This is a genomic window from Xanthomonas sp. NCPPB 1826, from assembly GCF_056725285.1.
Genome location: NZ_CM161521.1, coordinates 1,234,620 through 1,259,262, shown reverse-complemented (window position 1 = coordinate 1,259,262; position 24,643 = coordinate 1,234,620). Strand labels below are relative to the sequence as shown.

The following is a 24,643-nucleotide window of genomic DNA, read 5'->3' as shown; positions in this document are numbered from 1 at the left end:
GCGATACCACGCAAGCGGCGATCAGGCGGGCTGCGGACGAGCCGCACTGCACGTAGCGAACCAACCGGCATGCCGATCTCCGCCATGCACCGCGCCCGCCCGATGGAGGCGCAATGGTTTACGGATGCGGACGCACCATGCCGGAAATGCCGACCTTGGCCGCCACCTGCGCACGCAACTGTTCGGCATCGCCACGGTTGGCCACCGGGCCGACTCGCACGCGGTTGAGTGCGCCCTTGTCGGTACGCACCTGTTCGACGAAGGCACTGAAACCGGCGGCGCGCACGCGGTCGCGCAAGGCGTCGGCGTCTTCGGCGCGCCCGAAGGCGCCCAACTGCACCGCAAATCCGACCGAACTGGCCGCAGGGGCTGCCGGCGCGGCAGGCGCCGCGACAACCGGCTTGGTCGGCTCGGGCTTGGCCGGCTCCGTTTTCGCCACCTCCGGCTTGGCCGGAGCGGGCTTGGGCGCTTCGGCCGGCTTGGGCGCGGCGGCCACCGGCTTGGCGGGCTCCGGCTGCAGGCTTTCGGTCTTGGTCGGTGCGGCGGTGCTGGCGGCGGCCACGCTGCTGCTCGGCTTTGCGGCCGGCGCCGGCGTCGGTGTGCTGGCTGCAGGCGCCGGCGCGGCGGAATTGGCATCCAGCGTCACCACCTGGGCGTTGACGTCGCTGCGCACCTTCACTGCCTGCAGGCGCGCCGATTCGGCCTGCGCCTGGTCGACATACGGCCCCACGCGCACGCGCCAGGCCGGGCGGCCGTTGATCTGGGTCTTTTCGCTGAAGCCGGGCAGCTGCGCCTGCTTGAGCCGCGCCAGCACCGCGTCGGCATCGGCGCTGGTGGCATAGGCGCCGAAGTTGACCGCGTAGTTGCCGGCCGCCACCTCAGGCGCCGACGGCGCGCTGGACGGGTTGGCCAGATCGGCCGCGTCCGGGTTGTCCTGCACCGCAGCCGGCGCCGAGGCGGTGGCGCGCATGCCCAGCGCGCCACCGGCCGGCGCATCGCCCGGGGTGACCAGCGGCAATTCGCGGGTTTCGAACTCGCCATTGGCCGGTGCGGCAGGCGCCTCCAGCGGCACATCGGCCACGCCGCTCGACGGCGCAGGGCCCTTGACCAGCATCGGCAGGAAGATCACGGCAAGCGCCACCAGAACGATGGCGCCAATCAGTCGCTGTTTCAGAGCAGTATCCACGTAATGAGACGAGAGGCGGCGTGGCGGGGTGCCGCGGCGATTATAAGGCCGCAGCCGGGCTACCGACCCGGGTGGACTGAACGAAGTGCGTTTAGGGCGTCGGCAACGGTATGAAACGAGCCGAACACCAGCACCCGATCGCCCGGTGAGGCCTGCGCCAGCACCGCGCGCAGTGCGCCCGCCACATCGCCATGGCAGGCCGCCTGCGCTGCGGCACTGCCCTGCAGCCGGGCCTGCAAGGCCTGCGCCGACTGCCCCCGCGCACCGTCCAGCCCCGCCAGAGCCCAATGGTCGACCTGCGCGGCCACCGCCTCCACCACGCCCAGCACATCCTTGTCCGCCAATGCGGCGTAGATCGCATGGGTGCTGCCGGTGTGCGCCTGCGCTCCCAGTGCATCGGCCAGCGCGCGCGCAGCCTGCGGGTTGTGGCCGACATCCAGCAGCACCTGCACGCCATCGATGTCGCTGCGCTGCAGGCGCCCGGCCACCCGTGCATTGGCAATGCCCTGCGCCCAGGCGGCATCGGGCAGTTCCACCGGCAAGGCCTGCAACGCGGCGATCGCCGCGGCGGCGTTGGCCAGTTGTACCGGCGCCTGCAAGGCCGGCATCGGCAGCTCCAGGGTCACCGCGACATCGCGCCAGCGCCACCGCGGCGCGTCCGGGTGCTGCGCCTCGATCGGCTCGAAGAAATAATCGCTGCCGGCGCGGATCGCATTGGCGCCCAGCTGGTAGGCCCGCCGCAACACGCTCGACGGCGGGTCGATTTCGCCCAGCACCACCGGCTTCCAGGCGCGGATGATGCCGGCCTTCTCGGTTCCGATCGCCTCGCGGTCTTCGCCCAGCCAATCGGTGTGGTCGATATCCACGGTGGTGATCACCGCCACATCCGAATCAATGATGTTGACCGCGTCCAGGCGCCCGCCCAGGCCGATTTCCAGCACCGCCAGGTCCAGCCCGGAGCGCTGCAGCAGCCACAGCGCCGCCAGCGTGCCGTATTCGAAATACGTCAGCGCGGTCTGGCCACGCGCCGCTTCGACGGCGGCAAAGGCGTCCACCAGTTGCGCGTCGCCGGCCTCGTTGCCGTCGATGCGCACGCGCTCGTTGTAGCGCAGCAGATGCGGCGAGGTGTAGCTGCCCACCTTCCAGCCGGCGGCCTGCGCGATCGCCTCGATAAAGGCCACGGTGGAGCCCTTGCCATTGGTGCCGCCTACGACAATGACATGCCTGGCTGGCGCTTCAATCTGCAACCGCGCAGCGACCTCGCGCACGCGCTCAAGGCCCATGGCGATGTTCTGCGGATGCTGTTGCTCGATGTAGGCGAGCCAGTCGGAGAGGGAGTCGGTTGCGTTCACGGTCAGGGCTGCGCGAGAAGAACCGCATTATCGCCGTTTGCCGGCGTGCCAGGCACATCACCAGGCATGCCGGCAGATCGCGTGCTGTCGCATGGGCCGACAGGGTGCGCGCGCCTCAGCCAGCAACTGGAGGAGCGCTGTCGTCCGCAGTCAAGGGACATCGGAAATGGACGCAATGCGCATGCCCAACACGGAGCGTTGACCGCGCAACAGCACCGAGACGCGCTGCTCGGGATGACGCCGATACTGCGCTTCGTCGATGCACAGATGGCCCGGAAAACGATGCGCGAGCGGCCCGCCACTCAACCGGTATTTGCACGCTCGCGCCCCGGGCATGGCGGCGGTCTGCATGACATGCGTTTCTTCGAAATCGACGCCGGCGATGCGGGTGTAGATCAAGGGCCCACCTCTGGTCAGCACCAGCCAGCACAGCAATCCCAAGAGCGGCGGCGCCAGGCAGAGCGCCAGCACGGTGTTGAAAAGCTGCTTGCCAACGACCGCCTTCCACCCGCCGATGCGATAGGCCGGCGCGACGATCGATACCGTCAGACCGCTTCCCAGCAGCACCATCTGCGCTATCCAGGCCCGACCGGACAGGAAAGGCGCGGGAATGAAGTCGGAGAACGCTCCCAGCGCCAACAGGCCGGACACGCTGCCAAAAACAGCGTAGCGAAGCGCCCTGGGCCACCTGGCAATTGTGCCGATATCACAGGCCACGGTCTCATCCAGCGTCCGTGCCGGGCGTTGTCTTACAGCGCCCGATGCTTGGCTTCACCAAAAAACGGCGTGTGGTGCGCGCAGTCGTTGAGCCGCACCACTTCCAGGTGATCCACGTCCTCGCCTTCGAGCAGGTTGAGCGTGGTCGGCGCCTGGCGGAAGGTCCACAGCCGGGACAGCGGCAGGCCCAGGATCTTGCACAGGATCACGCGGTTGACCGCATCGTGCGCGACCACCAGCAAAGTATCGGCCGCGCCCAGGCCTTCGGCCGCGCGCGCCAGGCCGCGCCAGCTGCGGTCCAGCACCTGCCGCAGGGACTCGCCGCCGGGCATCAGCACAGTATCGGGCTCGTCGCGCCAGGCGCGCAGACGTGCCGGATCCTTGTCGTTGATCTCGCTGGCCAGCAGGCCTTCCCATTCGCCGTGGGCGATTTCCTGCAGGTCTGCATCGGTCTGCAGCAGGCTTTCGCGGTTGCTGCCCAGCGCCAGCCTGGCGGTGGCCTGCGCACGCGACAGCGGCGATGCCACCGCGCGGGTGATCTCCAACGATTGCAGACGCGCGCCGAGGGCGGCGGCCTGGCCTTCGCCGACCGGCGACAGCGGGATATCGATCTGGCCCTGGTAACGGCCTTCGGCGTTCCACGGCGTCTCGCCGTGACGGGCAAGCAGGATGCGCATGCGCGAGAGATTCCTTGGGGAAGGGGCCGGCTCGCCGCAGCGAAACGGGAGCGCATGATAACCCCTCCCGCTGCGGTGCCGGCCGCCCGCGTCGGCACACGCCGAGTTCCGGCAACAGCTGCGATGCCGGGGCGACTCCGGCATGACCCAGCGCAAATACCGGCTATCCACGGCGATCGTGCGGGTCATCGCCGGATCGAAGATCCCGTTGCGGCTCACCAACGCCCGGTTGCCGTCGAGGCCAGGCCAACCCGCCTGTCCTGCGCGTCCATCACCGGCGCGCCCCGGCGCCGGCTCAGGCGCGCCCGAATGCCGGATCGCTGCGGCTGGGCCTGCCGGTTTCCAGATGCCCGGCCAGGCGGCGGCGGAATGCCGCGCCCGGTTGTTCCAGCACCACGTCGTACCAGTGATCACTGGCAGCAAGCGCCAGACGCACGGTCTGGCGCTGACCTGCGGCCAGGTGCAGCGAGCGCGCGGTCGGGTCTGCATAGTCCAGCGCGCGCAGTTGCAGCGTGCACGGTTGCTGCCCGGTATTGCCGATGTCCAGCACCAGCACCTCGCCGTCCTGCCGCGCCTCCAACCAAGGCGCTGCCGATTGCGTCCCGGCCGCAGCGAGGTCGCCGGCGAATTCGCGCAGGAAGCCATTGGGTCCATGCACGCTCAGCGCATAGCCGCCGTTGTGCGCAGCGCCGACCGGTACATCGTCGAGCCGGGTGCCGGGCAACACGGTGTAGTACCACGGGCCGCCGCTTGCAGCGCTGGTGTAGACGTTGAACGCGGCCGCCGCAGCGCCACTGTTGACGAACTGCAGTTGCACGCCGCTGTCGCCCTGCTCGCGCGCATGCACCTGCAAGGCATACGGCAGCGCGCGCGCCGGACGTTGTCCCGGCTCCTGCCGCGGCATGCTGGCCTGGGCCGGCGGCACCGGTAGCGGCTTGTTGCGCACCGCGGCGGTGCGCGCGCGGTAGTCGTCGACCGACGGCAATGCGCGCAGTGCCGAATCGTCCGGCTTGCGGAAATCGAACACGCTGGTCAGATCGCCACTGACCGCGCGACGCCACGGGCTGATGTTGGGTTCGGCCACACCGAAGCGGCGTTCCAGCAAGCGCAGCACCGAGGTGTGATCGAACACCTGCGAATTGACCCAGCCACCGCGCGTCCAGGGCGAGATCACCAGCATCGGCACGCGGATGCCCAGCCCCATCGGCACGCCCTCGTAGACCTCCCCGCGCGTATCGACATTGCTGCGCCCCATGCGCGCATCCAAAGCCGGCAGCGCTGCGGGAACGTGATCGAAGAAGCCGTCGTTCTCGTCGTAGTTGATGATCAACGCGGTCTTCGCCCACACCTGCGGGTTGGCGGTGAGCGCGTCGATCAGGCGCGCCACCAGCGATTCGCCATAGGCCGGCGGCGCTTCCGGATGCTCGCAGTACGCGGTGGGCGGCACGATCCAGGACACCTGCGGCAAGCGATCGGCCTGCACGTCGGCGGCGATTGCGGCGATCAGATGATCGGCCTGCGTGGTGGCGGCATTGTCTGCAGTGGACCCGGGCACGCAGGCACGTGCACGTCGATAGCGTTCGTCGCTCGGGTGCAGATCGCGGTAGTGCGAAAAATACGCCAGCGAGTTGCAGCCGAAGTTGTCGTACTCCTGGTATACGCGCCAGTCCACACCTGCGGCCTGCAGGCGCTGCGCATAGGTGGTCCAGTCCATCGCCGCATAACCAGGCTTGTCGCGCGCCATGTCGGCGGTCCAGTTGCCGTCGTCGGCATTGGTCACCGCCTGCGCGCCGAGGTTGCCCACGCTTGGGCCGCTGGTGCCGGTGAACAGATACATGCGATTGGGATTGGTCGGCCCGTGCAGCGAACAGAAATAGCCATCGCAAATGGTGAACGCATCGGCCAGTGCGTGGTAGTACGGGATGTCGTGACGCTGGAAATATCCCATCGTCAATTCACCCTTGTACGGCACCCAGGCATCGTACTCGGCCCAGCGCGCCGGGTCCTGCCCGTGGCCGGCTTTCCACGAGTGATCCAGGCTCTTGATCAACGGCGCGCAGGTGCTTTGCGAATCGAAAGCAAACGGCAGCAGGCGACGACCATCGGCGGCCGGCTGGCTCCATACCGGGTGACCGTCGCGCAGCTGCAACGGGCGCGGATCGCCGAAGCCGCGCACGCCGCGCAGCGCACCGAAGTAATGATCAAAGGAGCGGTTTTCCTGCATCAGGATCACCACGTGTTCGATGTCGCGCAGCGTGCCGGTGCGCGAGTTGGCCGGCAGCGCGAGTGCGCGGCCGATCGAGGACGGCAAGGCGCCGGCGGCGGTCAGTGCGGCGACGCGCTTGAGGAAATCGCGTCGCGAGGGGGAGGACGTCATGGCTACTGGACCTGCAAGAAATACATGTACATCGCCGCGCAGTGCGGCCGGGTACGACACGTATAGCGGGCAAGCACGACAGTTTTGCGACAGCCACCGTCATCAATGTTTCATACGTCGTTGACACCCTGCGTCGCGAAACGCCGGTCCTGCACCGCGCGTTGCCCTCAGCCGTGCTCGAACAGGATTCCCCCATGACTTCCGCTCGCCGTTTTCATGTCACTCCGCTGGCGCTTGCCCTGGCCGCGCTGCTCCCCGCCATCGCCTCTGCTGCCACACCGGCGGCCGATCCGGTTGCCGTTGCAGATGCGCCGGTAGCCGATGCCCCGGCCAGCGTGGCCGATGCCGCCACCAACGCCACCCAGCTGGACGCGATCAACGTGGTGTCGCAAGGCAGCACCCGCCAGGTCCAGCGCATCAGCCGGCAGGACATCGAGCAGCTGACACCGGGCAGCAGCGCCTTCAAGGCAGTGGAAAAGCTGCCGGGCGTGCAGTTCCAGTCGGCCGATCCGTTCGGCACCTACGAGTGGTCCACGCAGGTCACCCTGCACGGCTTCGATCAGAGCCGGCTGGGTTACACGCTCGATGGCATTCCGCTCGGCAACATGAGCTACGGCGTCACCAACGGCCTGCACATCACCCGCGCCATCATTTCGGAAAACCTCGGCTCGGTGGAAATCGCGCAAGGCGCCGGTGCGCTGGGCACTGCGTCCAACACCAACCTTGGCGGCACCATGCAGTTCTACTCGGCCGACCCGCAGAGCACGCCCGGCCTGCGCCTGGTGCAGACGGTCGGCAGCGATGCCACGCGCCGCACCTTCGTGCGCGGCGACACCGGCGATCGCAACGGCTTGTCGGCATACCTGTCCTATGCCAATGCCAGCACGGACAAATGGAAGGGCTTCGGCGACCAGCAGTCCGAGCAGGCCAACCTCAAGACCGTCTACCAGTGGGGCGACGGCAACCGTCTGAGCCTGTTCGTGGATACCTCGCGGCGCAAGGAATACGACTACATGGACCTGTCGTTGACCAGCCAGCGCGCACTGGGCTGGGACTACGACTACCTGCAGCCGGACTGGGCCACCGCCGTGCAGATGGCGCGTGCGTATCAGAACACCGGCGCCACCAGCGGCGTGGCCAACGGCTATCCGCAATCGCTGGCCGGGCTGCCCGACGATTACAGCTGGCTCGATGCCAGCTACTACGCCGGCGGCGGCCTGCGCCGCGACAACCTGGCCGGGCTGTCGGGCACGTTCGTGTTCGGTGGCGCCACCCTGGATGCCACCGGCTACTACCACGGCAATCGTGGCGAAGGTCAGTGGGTGACACCGTATGTACGCACCTCTGCGCAGGTGCCGCTGTCGATGCGCACCACCGACTACGGCCTGGATCGTTTCGGCGGCACCAGCGCCTTGAAATGGTCGTGGGGCAACCACGATCTGGAAGTGGGCCTGTGGGCGGAAAACGCACGTACCACGCAGCAGCGCAACTACTTCGCGCTCGGCAACGAGGGCTATACCTCGCTGTACAACGTGTACGAAGTGCAGACCCCGTTCCGTCGCGATTTCCTGCAGCGCTACACCACCCAGACCCGCATGTTGTACCTGCAGGACACCGTGCGCCTGCTCGACGATCGGCTGACCCTCAACTACGGCGCAAAGGCGCTCAGCACCACCACGCGCGCGCAATCGCTGGTGCCGACCACCGCACTGGCACAGGGCCGCATCCGTGCCGAAGACAACTTCCTGCCGCAGGTCGGCGTGAACTACAAGCTGGACGAGCGCCAGGACCTGTACGCCTCCTACAGCAAGAACATCGCCGCGTTCGGCTTCACTCCGTTCGGCACCTCGCAGGCGGCGTTCGACCGCAGCCGCTCCACGCTGGAACCGGAAGAATCGCAGACCGTGCAGGTGGGTTACCGCGTGCAGGATGCGCAGTTCCAGCTGTCGGCCGACGCCTATTTCACCAAGTTCTCCAACCGCTTGTTGACCACCTCGCCGTGTACCGCCGTGCAGACCTGCGCGGCAATCCTGAGCAACGTCGGCGCCGTGCATAGCGCGGGTGCCGACCTGGCCTTGATGTGGCGCCCGGTGGAGGGCCTGAGCTGGTTGAACTCGCTGTCGTGGAACCGCTCGCGCTACCAGGACGATTACCTCAACAACGGCGTGGTCGCCACCTCCGGCAAGGACGTGGTCGGTATCCCCGCGTTGATGTTCTCCTCCAGCGCAAGCTACCAGCTCGGCAACCTGCGCCTGGATCTGGACGGCAAGTACGTCGACAAGCGCTACATCACCTTCCTCAACGATTCGCAGGTGCCTTCGTACTGGCTGTTCAATGCCGGCGCGCGCTACGACTTCGGTCGCGTGGGCGGGGTGGCCGATGTGGCGCTGGCGCTCAACATCACCAACCTCACCGACAAGCGCTATTTCGCCAGCACCGGCACCAACGGCTATGTCGCCTCCGATCCGGATGGCTACAACCAGACCATGGTGGTCGGCGCACCGCGGCAGTACTTCATGAGTCTGGATGTGAAGTTCTGAGTCGCCGCCGCTGTAGCCCTCTCCTTCGGTCTAGAAGGCATGGCTTGCGCGCGATCGGCGCGCGTGGCTGGGAGCGCCCGGCCCGCATGTGCGGGCTGAGGCGCGGAGCAGGGACTTCTAGGGTGAGGGTAGCGCCAATGATTCACCCTGGCGACGCGTGGCGACGCGCCTGCCATCGCAGGCGGTGACATATTGCTGAGGCGCCGCTCATCCGGCGCTTTGCGTCACCTTCGCCTGGTAAAGAGGCCAATGTCCCGACGGGAGAAGCAAGATCAAAGCCCCTCTCCCTCCGACAGAGGGGTTGGAGTGAGGGTACGCTGCGAAGCACCCGGCGCGTCACTTCTGAAGGCGCGTGGCGACGCGTTTGTCATTGCATGTACTGGTAAATCTCTCGGGTACCCCATCCGGCGCTGCGCGCCACCTTCTGCGATGGGAGACGGGCGGCACCGGCCCTAACCCGCCATGATCCGGGGCGGCCAACACTGCAATTCCCGCACCGCCGCATGGCCCCGACCTCGCGCCGCATATAATCGCCGTCTTACTTTCACTCAGCAGGTCCCGCCAGATGGCGCAGACGATGAAGGCGCTGGTCAAGCGCGAAGCAAACAAGGGCATCTGGCTGGAACAGGTCGCCATTCCCAGCCCCGGCCCCAACGAGGTGCTGATCAAGCTGGAAAAGACCGCGATCTGCGGCACCGACCTGCATATCTACCTATGGGACGAGTGGAGCCAGCGCACAATCAAGCCCGGCCTGACCATTGGCCATGAGTTCGTCGGCCGCGTGGCCGAGCTCGGTTCAGCCGTGACCGGCTACCAGGTCGGCCAGCGCGTGTCGGCCGAAGGCCACATCGTCTGCGGCCACTGCCGCAACTGCCGTGGCGGCCGCCCGCACCTGTGCCCCAACACGGTCGGCATCGGCGTCAACGTCAACGGCGCCTTTGCCGAGTACATGGTGATGCCAGCCAGCAACCTGTGGCCGATCCCCGACCAGATTCCCTCGGAGCTGGCCGCGTTCTTCGACCCTTACGGCAATGCTGCGCACTGTGCGCTGGAGTTCGACGTGATCGGCGAGGACGTGCTGATCACCGGCGCCGGCCCGATCGGCATCATTGCCGCCGGCATCTGCAAGCACATCGGTGCGCGCAACGTGGTGGTCACCGACGTCAACGACTTCCGCCTCAAGCTGGCGGCCGACATGGGCGCCACGCGCGTGGTCAACGTGTCCAAGACCTCGCTCAAGGACGTCATGGCCGACCTGCACATGGAAGGCTTCGACGTGGGCCTGGAAATGAGTGGCAACCCGCGCGCTTTCAACGACATGCTCGACTGCATGTACCACGGCGGCAAGATCGCCATGCTCGGCATCATGCCGCGCGGCGCCGGTTGCGACTGGGACAAGATCATCTTCAAGGGCCTCACCGTGCAGGGCATCTACGGCCGCAAGATGTACGAGACCTGGTACAAGATGACGCAACTGGTGCTGTCGGGTTTCCCGCTGCACAAGGTACTGACCCATCAATTGCCGATCGACGACTTCCAGAAGGGCTTCGACCTGATGGAAGAAGGCAAGGCCGGCAAGGTCGTGTTGAGCTGGAACTGATCGGCCGATACGTTTCAACGCAAAAGGCGCCGCGAGGCGCCTTTTGCATGTCCGTTTTCAGAGCGCAGGCAACGCAGCAGGCAAAGCTTAGTGGGTCGAGGGCGCGGCGGCCTCAATGCACCCAAAAGTTGGTCGGTGGTCAGGTAAAAAACACGCTTGTTGCTAGACGTTGAGACGCTGAGAGGTCCATAGATTGCTTGTTGGAAGTCCGCCCGTTGCTCAGCGCGCTACGGGAAAATTGTCGGATGCAAGGTGATCCGGACGATGCACGAGATGGCCTGCTTGCAACCACGCACCGACCATCTCGACTGGTCCTTGCCCGCCTACCGTCGCGGGACCTTACGCGGCATGGATGCCGCGTAAGAGCCTACAAGGACGTACTTGCGGCGTGTCCCGCGACGGTAGGCGGGCAAGGGCCCTGCAGCCACGCAGCAGATCAGCCGCTCCGTAGGTGATCTATCCACACGATGCATCACGCAAAGACAAAACAAACGGGATTTGAGCCTCGGTGTCGTTCAACTTCAGGCACTGAAGAACCCAGGCATCAACTCTTGCCGCCGCCGCACCACTACCACTGCACGGCCGAGTCGTTAGAGCCGCCGTTCAAGCGATTGCCATCACGGCATCACGGCCAGGTGACCGTGGCAGTCGCCACCAGATGGTTCTGCGAATTCTGCCGACCAAAGCCGAATTCCGCCGCCTCGCTGGTGTCGTAATAGCCCACGCTCAAGCCCAGCGGACCGAAGGCCTTGCCGACATTCACGCCGAAGTCGTTGTAGTCGTGATCCACCTGACTCAGCGACGAGGTATAGACGCTGTGCCCCGCATGCGCCCCGAAGGTGAAGTCGTAGGGCAGCGACCAGTTGGCATCCAGCGCGTAGTAGTAGCCATCGGTCTTGGTGCCGTAGAGATCGTTGGTGTAGGCAACGGTGAGGCTATAGGCTTTCAGGAACGTGGTCTTGGTGATCAACTCGGCGTAATTGGAAGCGCCCGCTCCCAAATACTGGTAGCGATTGACCATCACATCGAAATTGAAATTGGTGCCCAGATCGGTGTTGTAGCCGACAAAGCCATCCACTTCCCAATCCGGATCGCCGGCACCGTAGTCGACATTGGACGTCCAGGTGCCGATGTACAGACCGAACGGCGTCTTGTAGGTGAGTCCAGCCTGGAAGGCGGGCTCTTCATTGGTCTGCGAAATACCGCGGAACAGATAGTCACTGGTCACCGCAAAAGTGCCGCTGAAGGGAGAAGCGGCGGCTTCTTCGTCCTGCGCCTGTGCCAACGGCACCACACCGAGCAACAGCAACGACAGACAACACGCGAGCGAGGACGGCTTCATGGACATCTCCTGGAACGATGGGCGGTCGGATTGCGCAAGGCGGGCCTGCCATGACTTATTAGTCCAACTGTCATTGCAGCGCAACATACAAGTCGCGCTCGCTTGACCCAGCGCACACGCTCGAGCGCAGATGACGCTGGTCAGCGTTCTGTCTCATCGACCGCCCACGCGGAATCTTGATGGCCGGGAGTGGAGATTGGGGATTAGAGATTCGCAACAGCAATGCGCAGCGCTGCCGACCGCTAATTCCAATTCCCTATTCCCGATTCACCATTCCCGGCTGGCGCCAGTCAGCCCAAATCAGACCGGAAACACCCCGTAATGCCGCGCGGCCAGCCGCAGCTGCTGCCCGGGCTGAAAGCTGCCCGCCGATGCTGGCAGCTCCACTTCCACCTCGTTGCCTGCCGGCTCCAGCGTTGCGCGCAAACGCAGACGTGCCCCGCTACGCTGCGACCAGGCCACCGTAGCCGGCCAGCCGGCATCGTCCGGCACCAGATCTTCCGGCCGCACGTAGACCTCTACCGGGCCGGCCGCCAGCGCGGCATTGGCTGCCGGCAAGGCATGCCCGGCAACCTGGATCTGGCCTTGCGCCAGCACGCCGGGGATGCGGTTCACCGCTCCCACGAAGGAGTACACGAACGGCGAGGCCGGCTTGTCGTAGATCATCGCCGGCGTGTCGAGCTGCTCGATGCGGCCACGGTTGAGGATCGCCACCCGGTCGGCCAACTCCAGCGCTTCTTCCTGATCGTGGGTGACGAACACCGTGGTCAGGCCGGTCCGTTCGTGCAGCTCGCGCAGCCAGCGGCGCAGATCGCGGCGCACCTGCGCATCCAGCGCACCGAACGGCTCGTCCAGCAGCAGTACGCGCGGCTCGATCGCCAACGCACGCGCCAAGGCCACACGCTGCCGCTGGCCACCGGACAGCTGGGTGGGATAGCGCTCCTCCAGACCCTGCAACTGCACCAGCGCCAGCAACTCCTCCACGCGTGCGCGGATACGCGCTTCGGCCCAGCGCTCGTTGCCGCGCCGCACCCGCAGGCCGAAGGCAATGTTCTCGAACACGTCCATATGCTTGAACAGCGCGTAGTGCTGGAACACGAAGCCGACCCGGCGCGACTGCACGCTCATGCGGGTGGCGTCTTCGTCGCCGAACAGCACCTGCCCGCCATCGGCATGCTCCAGCCCGGCCATGATCCGCAGCAAGGTGGTCTTGCCCGAACCGGACGGGCCCAGCAAGGCCAGCAACTCTCCCTGACGCACGTCCAGGGTAATGTCGTCCAGCGCGGTGAACGTATCGAACTGCTTGCGCAGGCGGTGGATGCGGATGCCCATGTTCACCTCAATGTCGGTGGTTGGCGGCGAGCGAATCGCCGTGCCGCCATTCCAAGTGCGTCTTCAGCGCCAGCGTCAGCAGCGCGGTCAATGCCAGCAACGAGGCACACGCAAACGCGGCGCTGTAGGCGTATTCGTTGTAAAGAATTTCCACATGCAGGGGCAGCGTATTGGTGCGCCCGCGGATATGCCCGGACACCACCGACACCGCGCCAAACTCGCCCATCGCACGCGCCGCGCACAGCAATACGCCGTACATCAGGCCCCAGCGGATGTTCGGCAGGGTCACCCGCCAGAACATCTGCCAGCCGTTCGCACCCAGGCTCAATGCGGCCAGTTCTTCATCACTGCCCTGCTGTTCCATCAGCGGCATCAACTCGCGCGCGATAAACGGGAAAGTGACGAAGGTCGTTGCCAGCACGATGCCGGGCAACGCAAACACGATGCGCGGCAACTGGATCAGCAACTCGCCAAAAAACGGCAACTGCAGCCGCCAGCCTTCGTCGATCAATGGCCATGCCCAGCCGCTGCGGCCGAAGATCAGCACGAAGATCAGGCCCGCCACCACTGGCGACACCGAGAACGGCAGGTCGATCAGGCTGATCAACAAGCGCTTGCCGGCGAATTGGTGCTTACTGACCGCCCACGCCGCCGCCACGCCGAACACCAGGTTCAGCGGCAGCACGATGGCAGTGACGATCAGGGTCAGCTTGATCGCCGACAATGCATCCGGGTCGACGATCGCGCGCAGAAAGGTCTCCCAGCCGCCGCGCAGCGCCTCGGCAAACACCAGCACCAGCGGCAGCAGCAGGAACGCCAGCAGGAACAGCAGCGCCCCCGCAATCATCAACCACTGCACCCAACGCGGCTCGTTGGTGGCCGAGTCGGTGATGCGGCGGGCCTGTTCGTTCATCTGGCGGGTGTGCAACATGGCAGGCAGCGGCGAAACAGCATCGTTCATGCAGTCCTCCGTTGATAGCGCAGCAGGCGTGCCTGCAGCGTATTGACCACCAGCAGGATCACGAACGACAGCAGCAGCATCGCCGCGGCAATCGCGGTGGCGCCGGCATAGTCGAATTCCTCCAGCCGGATGGTGATCAGCAGCGGCGCGATCTCGGTCGAATTGGGCAGGTTGCCGGCGATGAAGATCACCGAGCCGTACTCACCCACACCACGCGCGAAGGCCAGCGCAAACCCGGTCAGGACTGCCGGCCAGAGCCCAGGCAGCACCACCCGCCACACCGTCTGCCAGCGCGATGCGCCCAGCGTGGCCGCGGCCGCTTCCAGCTCGCGCTCGCTCTCGGCCAGCACCGGCTGCACCACCCGCACCACGAACGGCAACCCGACGAACACCAGCGCCAGCACGATGCCAAGCTGGGTGTAGGCCACCTTGATGCCGATCGCCTCCAGCCAGCGCCCGACCCAGCCGTTGCCGCCGTACAACGCGGTCAGCGCGATGCCGGCCACTGCGGTCGGCAATGCGAACGGCAGGTCGATCACCGCATCGAACAGGCGCTTGCCCGGAAAGTTGTAGCGCACGAACACCCACGCCACCCAGGTGCCCATCACCGCATTGAAAGCGCCGGCCGCGAACGCGGTGCCGAAGCTCACCCGCAGCGCCGACAGCACGCGCGGCTCGCTCCATACCCGCCACAGGCCGTCCCAGCCCAACCCGCTGGTTTTGATGAAGATGCCCAGCAGCGGGATCAGCACAATCAATCCCAGCCAGGTCAGCGTGATTCCAAGACTCAAGCCCAGCCCCGGCATCACGCGTCGGCGCGGTGACGGCGCTGGGTGGGGTGCAACCGACATCGGCATCGCCTACTTTTTTGCCTGGATCTGATCGAACACGCCACCGTCGGCGAAGTGTTCCTGCTGCGCCTTGTCCCACGACCCGAACGCGTCCTGGATGGTTACCAGCTTGATGTCCGGGAACCGCGCCAAATCGGCAGGGTCGGCAAATTCCGGATGGCGCGGCCGATAGAAATGCTTGGCCGCCAGCTTCTGCCCTTCCGGCGCATACAGGTAACGCAGATAGGCCTCGGCCACCTCGCGGGTGCCGTGCTTGTCGACGTTCTTGTCGACCAGCGCCACCGACGGCTCGGCCAGGATCGACAGCTTGGGCACCACGATCTCGAACTTGTCCTTGCCCAATTCTTCGCGCGCCAGCAGCGCCTCGTTTTCCCAGGCCAGCAGCACATCGCCGATACCACGCTGCACGAACGTGGTGGTGGCGCCGCGCGCACCGGTATCCAGCACCGGCACGTTGCGGAACAGCGCCTGCATGTAGCGCAAAATGCGCTCGCGGTCGCCCTTGAAGATATGGTCGGCGTAGGCCCAGGCGGCCAGATAATTCCAGCGCGCGCCACCAGAGGTCTTGGGGTTGGGCGTCACCACCGCCACGCCGGAGCGCAGCAGGTCCGGCCAATCGTGGATGTTCTTCGGGTTGCCCTTGCGCACCAGGAACACGATGGTCGAGGTGTACGGCGCGCTGTTGTCGGGCAGGCGCTTTTCCCAGTCGCTGTCGATCAGCTTGGCCTTTTCGGCGATCGCATCGACGTCGTAGGCCAGCGCCAGCGTGACCACGTCGGCTTCGATGCCGTCGATCACCGCACGTGCCTGTTTGCCGGAGCCGCCATGCGAGGTCTCTACCGTGACGGTGTCCTGCGGATGCTGCTGCTTCCAGTTCGCGGCGAAGGCGTTGTTGTAATCGCGATAGAACTCGCGGGTGGGGTCGTAACTGACATTGAGCAGGCCGATATCGCGCGCGCCTGCCGGGCCGGCCAGGACCAGCAGGCTGCACAACACGGTCGATACAAGACGGAAGCGGGGGTGGGTCACAGCAATCTCCAAACCGTTGGGGCGCAGCTGAACAGCAAGCATGCCATGCTGCGCAGCGGCACGCAGGCGGTGAAATGACATCAAGGCCGCACCTTATGCCGATTTTGCATGACGTAGTGGTATGCCACCGTGATCGTTAAAATCATGCGTCTCTTGCCACTGCGACCGCCATGACCAACGCTCCCGCTGCGCTGACCGCCCATTACGCCGCCGAACTGGAAACCATCCAGTCCCAGGGCCTGTTCAAGTCCGAGCGCATCATCACCGGCCCGCAGTCGGCGCGGATCACCCTGGCCGATGGCCGCAGCGTGCTCAACTTCTGCGCCAACAACTATCTGGGCCTGGCCGACCACCCGGACATCATCCAGGCCGCCAAGGACGCGCTGGATACGCACGGCTTCGGCATGGCCTCGGTGCGCTTCATCTGTGGCACCCAGGACCTGCACAAGCAGCTCGAGCGCACCATCGCCGATTTCTTCGGCACCGAGGACACCATCCTCTACGCCGCCTGTTTCGATGCCAACGGCGGCCTGTTCGAACCGCTGCTCGGCGAAGCGGACGCGATCATTTCCGACGCGCTCAACCACGCCTCCATCATCGACGGCGTGCGCCTGTGCAAGGCCAAGCGCTTCCGCTACGCCAACTGCGACATGGCCGATCTGGAAGCGCAGCTGCAGGCCGCCGATGCCGCCGGCTGCAAGACCAAGCTGATCACCAGCGACGGCGTGTTCTCGATGGATGGCTTCATCGCCCCGCTGGACGAGATCGCCGCCCTCGCCCGCAAATACAACGCGCTGGTGCATATCGACGAATGCCATGCCACCGGCTTTCTCGGCGCCAGCGGCCGCGGCTCGGCCGAGGTCAAGGGCGTGCTGGACCGGATCGACATCATCACCGGCACGCTGGGCAAGGCGATGGGCGGCGCACTGGGCGGCTTCACCACCGCCAAGCGCGAAGTCATCGAACTGCTGCGCCAGCGCTCGCGCCCATACCTGTTTTCCAACTCGCTGCCGCCGCATGTGGTGGCCGCCGGCATCAAGGCCTTCGAGATGCTGGAAGCCGCCGGCGAGCTGCGCACGCAGCTGGTCGACAACACCCGCTACTTCCGCGAGCGCATGACCGCCGCCGGCTTCGACCTCAAGCCCGGCGTGCACCCGATCAGCCCGGTGATGCTCTACGACGCGCCGCTGGCGCAGAAATTCGCCGAGCGGCTGCTGGAAGAAGGCATCTACGCGATCGGCTTCTTCTTCCCGGTGGTGCCCAAGGGCCAGGCGCGTATCCGCACCCAGATCAGCGCCGCGCACACCCGCGAACAGCTGGATCAGGCGATCGACGCGTTCATCAAGATTGGGCGCGAACTGGACGTCATCCAGCACTGATGCGCTCGGTGCTGCGCCAACGGCTGCTGCTGGCGGCGCAGACCGATACCCAGGCGCAGCTGTTGGATGGCAACTGGGAAACCCGCTGCCTGCATTGCCGTCGGCGCCTGCAACTGCGTGCCGATGGCGAACCGCTCGGGCACACCACGCTGGAACACGTGGTCCCGCAGGCCTGGTTCGGCCGTCGCGCGGCGGCGGCCCTGTGTACGCTGGTCGGCGACGATGCCAATGCAGCGCGCAATCTCGCCCTGGCCTGCGCCGGCTGCAATCACGCCAAAGGCCGTCGCCACGATGCCAACGGTGCCGGCGACGCCCGCGCCGTCGAGGTGGTGAGCGCCTTGCTCAGCGCGCGTCTGGCGCGCTGGCGGGAGCCGCCGTCAGCGCGCTGACTTCCGCTGGACTGAGCATCCGCCACGCCCCCTTGCCCAGCTCGCCCATCGCCAGCGAGCCGATCGCCACCCGCACCAACCGCAGCACGCCGATCTCCACCGCGGCCAACAAGCGGCGAATCTGCCGATTGCGGCCCTCGTCCAGCACGATCTCCAGCCACGCATTGCGCTCGCCTTCGCGCAGCACGCCGACCCGCTTGGCGCGCAGCAGCACGCCCTCGCCATCCGGATCAGGATCGACCACGCCGGCCTGCAGTTGCGCCAGTTGCGCAGCGCTCGGGCGGCAATCGATCTGCACGTGATAGGTCTTGTCCGGCCCGGTCATCGGGTCGGTCACCGTTGCTGCCCATTGCGGATCGTTGCTGAAGAGCAGCAGGCCTTCGCTGGCCTTGTCCAAGCGCCCGACCGGGGCGATCCATGGCAATCCGGCGCCATCGAAGCAGCGATACACCGTGTCCCTGCCCTGCTCGTCGCGTGCAGTGGTGACCACGCCGCGCGGCTTGTTGAGCATCAGGTAGCACCGCGCCGGGCCGGCCAATGGCTGTCCATCGACACGGATGGTGGAGTGCTGATCGGCGCGGATCGGATATTCGGGATCGCGTATTACGCGCGCGGCCACGCTGACCCGCCCGTCGGCGATCCAGCGCGCCGCTTCGGTACGCGAACACACGCCCAGTTTGGACAGCACGCGCGCCAGCCCGTGGCGTGGCGCGCTGGTCGCCGTGGTCGTACCGGAGGCGCGCGATGCGCCCGCCGGACCACGCGTGCGCTGCCGGGACGTCGCCGGCGCAGGCCGCCGGGTCATGCCGTCCCGACCGCGCTGCTTACTTATTTTCGACCGACTTGGCGTCGGCCGCAGGCGTTGCCGTTGCGGCAGCAGCCGGAGCCGGTGCAGCCACCGGGCGTGCCTTGACCACACGCACGCCGCGCGCCCTCATCCAGGCATCGAATTCTTCGGCGGTCATGCGCTTGCCGTTCTGGCTCATGTCAAAGCGCCACGGCGTGTTGTCGAACGCGGTGGTGGCCTTGTAGGCGGCCGGATCGTTCGGATTGACGGTGCCGCCGGGCGGAATGACCTTGGCCAGATCCTGGCAGCCTTCCACGCGCAGACGCAGCAGCACGCGGTCCACCGACTGCTCGGTGGTGTAGGGCTGTGCCAGCACGCCGGTGGGCATGCCCAGCTGCACGCTACGGGTGTAGAACTCGGCAGCCGCCGGCGCGATGACGGTGGCGGGCAACGGCAGCGGCTGGGACACCGTGCTGCCGGCGCAGTTCGGAGCGGCGTAGGCGGCGGGAATCAAGGCGAGACAGAGCAATCCAGCCGTAGCGGTACGCAGCATCGGGTTCTTCCAATTATGAGTGTGGTGTTGACGCGGCGAGTGTAGGCAGCGATGAACGCCGTTTCAACCGGAAGCGTGCCTGGATGGCAACACAGACAGGATTTGGCCGCCCAGGCGCAGGTTTTGCGGTCCCCACAAAGACAAAACCCGGCGCAAGGCCGGGTTTTGTATGCAACAGCTAGCGGTCCAATTAGTTCTGGACGTTCAGCTCGGTACGACGGTTCTTCGCACGGCCTTCCGGATTGTCGGAACCATCCGGGTTGGCGTTCGGAGCAATCGGACGGCTCTCGCCGTAGCCGATCGGACCAACCAGACGCGACGCATCAACGCCGTTCTTGGTCAGGTAGTCGTACACGGTGGTCGCACGACGCTCGGACAGCTTCTGGTTGTACTCGTCGGTACCCTTCGAGTCGGTGTGACCAGCAACCTCAACCTTCAGGTCGGGGTAACGCTTCAGGATCTCGGTCGCTTCGCTCAGGATCGAGACGGCGTCCGGACGCAGGGTCGACTTGTTGAAGTCGAAGTTCACGCCCTTCAGATCGATCGACACAGGCACCGGGCAACCGTCCGGACCGATGGTCTGGCCAGGCTGCGAAGCCGGGCACTTGTCGTCGCAGTTGTTGACGCCGTCACCGTCGTCATCCAGGTCTGCACAGCTCGGAGCAACCGGAGCCGGAGCCGGCGGCGGAGCGGTCGACGGAGCCGGTCCCAACGGGATCACGACGCCGACCGAAGCCAGCACGTCGCCGAACCAGTCTTCCTGCGGAGCAGCAACGCTCTGGTCGTTGAAGTCAGCGCGGTAGGCCAACTCGGCACGCACGGCGACGCGCTTGTCGAAGGTGGTCTGCAGACCGACACCAGCTTTGGCGGCAAAGTTGCCGTCCTTCTGCTGGCCCGGCGAAACCGGGTTCGGGGTCGCGTCGAATTCTTCTTCCGAACGCTGGTAGCCCAGACCGAACAGCAGGTAGGGGTTCCAGCCGCGGCCTTCCTGGATGAAGTGGCGACGCAGGTCGAACGAGATGCCGTACTGGCTCCAGTTCTGATCCTGGTTGGCATCGAAGTTCGGGTTCTGATAGTTCAGCTCGCCGTCGATCGACCAGTTCGGGCTAACGAACTTGCCCAAACCCAGGGTGACGAACGGGGCATCATTGGTCAGACGATCGCTGTCCTGGAAGTTGAAGCCAGCGCTACCGGTCAGGTACCAACGGTCATCGAACTCCTGCGCGGAAGCAGCCTGGGCAACCGCCAGACCGCCGAGCAACGCGGCAGTGAGAATTTTCTTGTTCATGTGTATACAGCTCCTTCTTTGGGAGATAAAACCGATAGAGGCGTTGTTCTTGGTAAAGATGCTCGTCACATCCAGAGCCATCGGGGCGCAGATTAAGCCGGCTTCAGTGAAGATCGCGTTAACGGTCATATAACATGTGAAAGCAATCACCAGAGCCGGCGATCCCCTTCAATACTACGTATACAGTTTCATGAAGGGAAGGACCGCGCACTCAGTTTGCACATCCGACCCGCATGAACCGCAGCCCAATTAAGCCAGTTGAATACGCTAGCGGATCCAACTTGCCGGCGGGCTGCGCAGTGATGCGAAAACCACATTGGTGAACGCCAGGCCCCGTCCGAGCTGAATTGTGGGGCCGGTGGTTGCAGCGCGACGGCTTCACAACGCACCCTGAACTCCCCACATGGAGCGACCCGATGAAAGCTGTCGTCATCACCCGTCATCTTCCAATCGACGATCCCGCCGCACTGCTTGACATGGAACTTCCGGCCCCGTCGGCCCCTTCGGGGTATGACTTATTGGTGCGTGTCGAGGCAATCTCGGTCAATCCGGTCGACACCAAGGTGCGTGCACCCAAGCCGCAGACGCTGGATGCGCCGAAGATCCTGGGCTACGACGCGGCCGGCGTCGTCGAAGCGGTAGGCCCCGAGGTCACCGCGTTCGCAGTCGGCGACGAGGTGTATTACGCGGGCGACATCGGCCGACCGGGCAGCAATGCGCAATATCAGCTGGTCGATGCGCGCATCGCCGGCTGCAAGCCCACCTCGCTCAGCTTCGCCCAGGCCGCGGCCCTGCCGCTGACCACGTTGACCGCCTGGGAGCTGCTGTTCCAGCGCATGCCGTTCTCTTTCGACGGCGCCCGCAATCGCGGCAAGCACGTGTTGATCATCGGTGGCGCGGGCGGCGTGGGCTCGATCGCGATCCAGCTGGCGCGGCATGCCGGCTTCAGCGTGATCGCCACCGCCTCGCGGCCGGAAACCATCGAATGGGTGCGACGGATGGGCGCCCAGCATGTGGTCGACCATCACCAGCCGCTGCAGCCGCAGTTGCAGGCCTTGGGAATGCAGAGCGTGGACGCCGCACTCAACCTGGCCGACACCGACCGCTACTGGGAGCAACTGGGCGAGATCCTGGCACCGCAGGGGCATGTGGGCTTGATCGTGGAGCCGCGCGGCCCGCTGTCGATCGGCGACCCCTACAAATCCAAGTGCATCGGCATCCATTGGGAGCTGATGTTCACCCGTGCCCGCTACGCAACCGAGGACATGGTCGAGCAGCACCGCATCCTCAACCGCGCCGCCAGCCTGATTGATGCGGGCGAATTGCGCACCACCCATACCGAAACGCTGTCGCCGATCAATGCGCAGCAATTGCGCGAGGCGCACCGACGGCTGGAAAGCGGCAGTACGATCGGCAAGCTGGTGCTGGCGGGTTGGTGATCGGCATTAACGCTTCAGTGCGGCTGCTGCGTGGGGTACTGGGCGTGTTGGCTTGCGCATAACCTGTTGGCTTGCACATAAGTCAGGGAAGCAAGGCCACGGCTCACGCGCTTGAATCGGCGGCAAAGCGGGACTGGCCTCCTGGTCGTGCGGCCCGCGTTGCTGCTGTGGCGTCGGCGTAGTCGCCTTGCGTGCGCCGAAATGCACGCAAGGCGATCTGTTCCGCGATAGGAACGCCGATGTGGATCGGCTCTGTTCTATTAGAGAGTCGCCACTGTGACCACGGCGGCCAGCGTGGCGCTTGGAGCGCGGCCGCCAAGCAAACGCAACTGATCGAAGCGTCGGCGAGCGCCGGATCGCACGTCAGCCATCCAAGGCCGTCTCGTTTGTTGTTTGCCCAGCTGGGCGCTCTGATACAGATAGAGGTGGAGCGCCCTAGCTGATGCGCGGTCAACTGCTGACACCCTCCGCCCTGCCCTCGTCCCAAGCTGCCGACAGCACCGGCCGCGCGCGTCAAGACTTGCCGCCAGGCCCGTTTGCCTGCATCGTGCGCACTCCGTACGCCAGCGTATCCACACCATGTCGCCCGCCACCGGCCCGTCCGTCTCGTCCTACCCGCACCTGTTCGCACCGCTCGATCTGGGCTTCACGCAACTGCGCAACCGCGTCCTGATGGGCTCGATGCACACCGGTCTGGAAGACCGGGCGCGCGATTTCCCCAAACTGGCCGCGTATTTCGCCGAGCGCGCTGCCGGCGGGGTCGGCTTGATCGTCACCGGCGGCTTTTCGCCGAATGTGGTGGGCTGGCTCAAGCCGTTCGGCGGCAAGCTGTCGTGGCCGTGGGAGGTGCGCCCGCATCGTCAGGTCACCCGGGCGGTGCATGCGCACGGCGCCAAGATCTGCCTGCAGCTGCTGCATGCCGGGCGCTACGCCTATCACCCTCTGTCGGTGGCACCGTCCAGACTCAAGGCGCCGATCAACCCGTTCACTCCTCGCGCGCTATCGGCACGTGCGGTGGATCGTCAGATCGCTGCCTATGCGCGTGCGGCGCGGCTGGCGCGCGACGCCGGCTACGACGGCGTGGAGGTGATGGGATCGGAAGGCTATCTGATCAACGAATTCACCGCTGCGCGCACAAACCAGCGCAGCGATGCCTGGGGTGGCGATGCGGCCAAGCGCATGCGCTTTGCGGTGGAGATCGTGCGACGCATTCGCGAGGCCTGCGGGCCGGACTTCATCATCATCTACCGGCTGTCGCTGGTGGACCTGGTCGAAGGCGGCAACCAGTGGCAGGACATCCTGACGCAGGCACAGGCGATCGAAGCGGCCGGCGCGACCATCATCAATTCCGGTATCGGCTGGCACGAGGCACGCATCCCGACCATCGCCACCTCGGTACCGCGCGCGGCATTTGCCGGTGTGACCGCCAAGCTCAAGCCGCACCTGCGTATTCCGGTGGTGGCCACCAACCGCATCAACATGCCTGAAGTGGCCGAGCGCATCCTCGCAGATGGCGCGGCCGACATGGTATCGCTGGCGCGCCCGCTGCTGGCCGACCCGCAATGGGCCAACAAGGCCCGCACCGGCCAGTCGCACGCCATCAATACCTGCATCGCCTGCAATCAGGCCTGCCTGGATCATGTGTTCGACAACAAGCTGGCGAGCTGCCTGGTCAACCCACGCGCAGCGCACGAAACCGAACTGATCTACGCACCGACCCCCAACCCCAGGCGCATTGCGGTGGTCGGTGCCGGCCCGGCCGGCCTGGCTTGCGCAACGGTGGCCGCCGAGCGCGGTCACCACGTCACCTTGTTCGATGCAGGCGATGCAATCGGCGGGCAATTCAATGTCGCCAGGCGCATCCCAGGCAAGGAAGAATTCAATGAGACGCTGCGCTACTTCGGCCACCGCATCGACGCGACCGGGGTGCAGCTGCGCCTGAATACCCGGGTAGAAGCGGCAGACCTGAAAGACTTCGACGAGATCGTGCTGGCCACCGGCATCGAGCCGCGCAAGGTGGACTTCCCCGGCGCCGATCACCCGATGGTCGTGAGCTATCTCGACGTGGTGCTGGGCCGCCATGTCGCTGCCGACAAGGTCGCGATCATCGGGGCCGGCGGGATTGGCTTTGATGTCGGCGAATTTCTCGTGCACACAGGGCCATCGTCGTCGCTGGACCCTGCGCGCTGGATGGCCGAATGGGGCGTGGACCCCAGCTTCGAGACAGCTGGCGCATTGGCCAAGCCGCAGCCCGAGCGCCCTGCCCGCCAGGTCTGGCTGCTGCAGCGCAGCCCCGGCAGACCCGGCGCGCGCCTGGGCAAGACCACCGGCTGGATCCACCGCGCTACGCTCAAGGCCAAGGGCGTGAAGATGCTGGGCGGCGTGGAATATCTGGGCGTGGACGACGCCGGGCTGCGGATCCGCGTGGAAGGCGCCGAACAATTGCTCGATGTCGGCACGGTGGTGATCTGCGCCGGGCAGGAACCGCGCCGCGACCTGCTGGCCGCCCTGCAGGCCAACGGGCAGCAACCGCATCTGATTGGTGGTGCGGATGTCGCCGCCGAACTGGATGCCAAGCGCGCGATCAATCAGGCCTGCCGACTGGCGGCGAAGTTGTAACACGCGCTGCTGTAACGCGCTGAACGCCACAGCAGCCTGCTCGCGGCGCCTGCATGAACCTCCGTGCGAGTCTCGTTTTAGCAAGAGTGCCCCACCATCAGCGCCGATGGTGGTGGTCGAGCGATGACCGGTCTGCCCATCCGATGTCGGCGCAGGCGTCCACGCCGGCGTCGGATGCGCCGGATCGGTGCGCACCCCAACGCTGCCATCGATCTGGCGCCCGAT

Annotated in this window: 19 protein-coding genes and 1 pseudogene; 6 read left to right on the top strand and 14 right to left on the bottom strand. The window is 65.8% G+C overall.

Going from position 1 to position 24,643, the window contains the following annotated elements; translation table 11 throughout:
• Positions 1 to 118 precede the first annotated feature (118 nt).
• The 6 genes and pseudogenes from AC1PLA_RS05470 to AC1PLA_RS05445 form a co-directional block, all read right to left on the bottom strand.
• Positions 119 to 1,186 carry an SPOR domain-containing protein gene (locus tag AC1PLA_RS05470; protein WP_184353440.1) on the bottom strand — a complete coding sequence of 356 codons (1,068 nt, stop codon included), beginning with the start codon at positions 1,184 to 1,186 and terminating at the stop codon, positions 119 to 121.
• Between the two features lie 59 nt (positions 1,187 to 1,245).
• Positions 1,246 to 2,538 carry a bifunctional tetrahydrofolate synthase/dihydrofolate synthase gene (gene folC, locus AC1PLA_RS05465; protein ID WP_481105729.1) on the bottom strand — a complete coding sequence of 431 codons (1,293 nt, stop codon included), beginning with the start codon at positions 2,536 to 2,538 and terminating at the stop codon, positions 1,246 to 1,248.
• A gap of 150 nt (positions 2,539 to 2,688) precedes the next feature.
• Positions 2,689 to 3,234 carry a hypothetical protein gene (locus AC1PLA_RS05460; RefSeq protein WP_481106163.1) on the bottom strand — a complete coding sequence of 182 codons (546 nt, stop codon included), beginning with the start codon at positions 3,232 to 3,234 and terminating at the stop codon, positions 2,689 to 2,691.
• Positions 3,235 to 3,287: 53 nt separating this feature from the next.
• A complete protein-coding gene (locus AC1PLA_RS05455; protein ID WP_016902223.1) occupies positions 3,288 to 3,932 on the bottom strand; it encodes a histidine phosphatase family protein in 645 nt (214 codons plus the stop codon).
• Positions 3,933 to 4,029: 97 nt separating this feature from the next.
• A pseudogene (locus tag AC1PLA_RS05450) lies at positions 4,030 to 4,216 on the bottom strand (S46 family peptidase); the annotation flags it as partial.
• A gap of 11 nt (positions 4,217 to 4,227) precedes the next feature.
• Complete coding sequence (locus AC1PLA_RS05445) at positions 4,228 to 6,309, bottom strand: phosphocholine-specific phospholipase C (protein WP_481105728.1); 2,082 nt, start codon at positions 6,307 to 6,309, stop codon at positions 4,228 to 4,230.
• 194 nt (positions 6,310 to 6,503) lie between these two features.
• Here AC1PLA_RS05445 and AC1PLA_RS05440 point away from each other — a divergent pair, with 194 nt between their 5' ends.
• Positions 6,504 to 8,849 (top strand): TonB-dependent receptor, encoded by a 2,346-nt coding sequence (locus AC1PLA_RS05440; protein WP_481105727.1) that lies wholly within the window; start codon positions 6,504 to 6,506, stop codon positions 8,847 to 8,849.
• A 565-nt stretch (positions 8,850 to 9,414) separates the two neighbouring features.
• On the top strand, positions 9,415 to 10,449 hold the full coding sequence (gene tdh / locus AC1PLA_RS05435) for an L-threonine 3-dehydrogenase (protein ID WP_016902219.1): 1,035 nt from the start codon (positions 9,415 to 9,417) through the stop codon (positions 10,447 to 10,449).
• A 625-nt stretch (positions 10,450 to 11,074) separates the two neighbouring features.
• On the opposite strand, the gene AC1PLA_RS05430 is transcribed toward tdh, so the two are convergent.
• From AC1PLA_RS05430 to AC1PLA_RS05410, 5 genes are all read right to left on the bottom strand, one after another.
• A complete protein-coding gene (locus AC1PLA_RS05430) occupies positions 11,075 to 11,791 on the bottom strand; it encodes a TorF family putative porin (protein WP_481105726.1) in 717 nt (238 codons plus the stop codon).
• 300 nt (positions 11,792 to 12,091) lie between these two features.
• Entirely contained in the window at positions 12,092 to 13,123 is a 1,032-nt protein-coding gene (locus AC1PLA_RS05425; protein ID WP_349779252.1) for a sulfate/molybdate ABC transporter ATP-binding protein, read from the bottom strand.
• A gap of 7 nt (positions 13,124 to 13,130) precedes the next feature.
• On the bottom strand, positions 13,131 to 14,084 hold the full coding sequence (gene cysW, locus AC1PLA_RS05420) for a sulfate ABC transporter permease subunit CysW (RefSeq protein WP_481105725.1): 954 nt from the start codon (positions 14,082 to 14,084) through the stop codon (positions 13,131 to 13,133).
• Entirely contained in the window at positions 14,081 to 14,941 is an 861-nt protein-coding gene (cysT, locus tag AC1PLA_RS05415) for a sulfate ABC transporter permease subunit CysT (protein WP_046345821.1), read from the bottom strand. Before cysT ends, cysW begins: the two co-directional genes overlap by 4 nt.
• Positions 14,942 to 14,944: 3 nt before the next feature.
• Entirely contained in the window at positions 14,945 to 16,045 is a 1,101-nt protein-coding gene (locus AC1PLA_RS05410; protein WP_481105724.1) for a sulfate ABC transporter substrate-binding protein, read from the bottom strand.
• Between the two features lie 89 nt (positions 16,046 to 16,134).
• Between AC1PLA_RS05410 and kbl the strand changes: the two genes are divergently transcribed.
• Together kbl and AC1PLA_RS05400 are read left to right on the top strand one after the other, a co-directional pair.
• On the top strand, positions 16,135 to 17,343 hold the full coding sequence (gene kbl, locus AC1PLA_RS05405) for a glycine C-acetyltransferase (protein WP_481105723.1): 1,209 nt from the start codon (positions 16,135 to 16,137) through the stop codon (positions 17,341 to 17,343).
• The gene (locus AC1PLA_RS05400; protein ID WP_047128227.1) at positions 17,343 to 17,732 is read left to right on the top strand and encodes a hypothetical protein; all 390 of its coding nucleotides are present in this window, start codon (positions 17,343 to 17,345) and stop codon (positions 17,730 to 17,732) included. The genes kbl and AC1PLA_RS05400 overlap by 1 nt, the downstream gene beginning before the upstream one ends.
• Here the strand turns inward: AC1PLA_RS05400 and AC1PLA_RS05395 are convergent.
• From AC1PLA_RS05395 to AC1PLA_RS05385, 3 genes are all read right to left on the bottom strand, one after another.
• Positions 17,686 to 18,537, bottom strand: a complete 852-nt coding sequence (locus AC1PLA_RS05395; protein ID WP_481105722.1) for a pseudouridine synthase — start codon at positions 18,535 to 18,537, stop codon at positions 17,686 to 17,688. The genes AC1PLA_RS05400 and AC1PLA_RS05395 overlap by 47 nt on opposite strands.
• Before the next feature lie 19 nt (positions 18,538 to 18,556).
• The gene (locus tag AC1PLA_RS05390) at positions 18,557 to 19,072 is read right to left on the bottom strand and encodes a hypothetical protein (RefSeq protein WP_481105721.1); all 516 of its coding nucleotides are present in this window, start codon (positions 19,070 to 19,072) and stop codon (positions 18,557 to 18,559) included.
• A 190-nt stretch (positions 19,073 to 19,262) separates the two neighbouring features.
• Complete coding sequence (locus AC1PLA_RS05385; RefSeq protein WP_016904179.1) at positions 19,263 to 20,360, bottom strand: OmpA family protein; 1,098 nt, start codon at positions 20,358 to 20,360, stop codon at positions 19,263 to 19,265.
• A gap of 416 nt (positions 20,361 to 20,776) precedes the next feature.
• Between AC1PLA_RS05385 and AC1PLA_RS05380 the strand changes: the two genes are divergently transcribed.
• Together AC1PLA_RS05380 and AC1PLA_RS05375 are read left to right on the top strand one after the other, a co-directional pair.
• The gene (locus tag AC1PLA_RS05380) at positions 20,777 to 21,799 is read left to right on the top strand and encodes a zinc-binding alcohol dehydrogenase family protein (protein ID WP_481105720.1); all 1,023 of its coding nucleotides are present in this window, start codon (positions 20,777 to 20,779) and stop codon (positions 21,797 to 21,799) included.
• 579 nt (positions 21,800 to 22,378) lie between these two features.
• Entirely contained in the window at positions 22,379 to 24,418 is a 2,040-nt protein-coding gene (locus AC1PLA_RS05375) for a 2,4-dienoyl-CoA reductase FMN-binding domain-containing protein (protein ID WP_481105719.1), read from the top strand.
• Positions 24,419 to 24,643 lie beyond the last annotated feature (225 nt).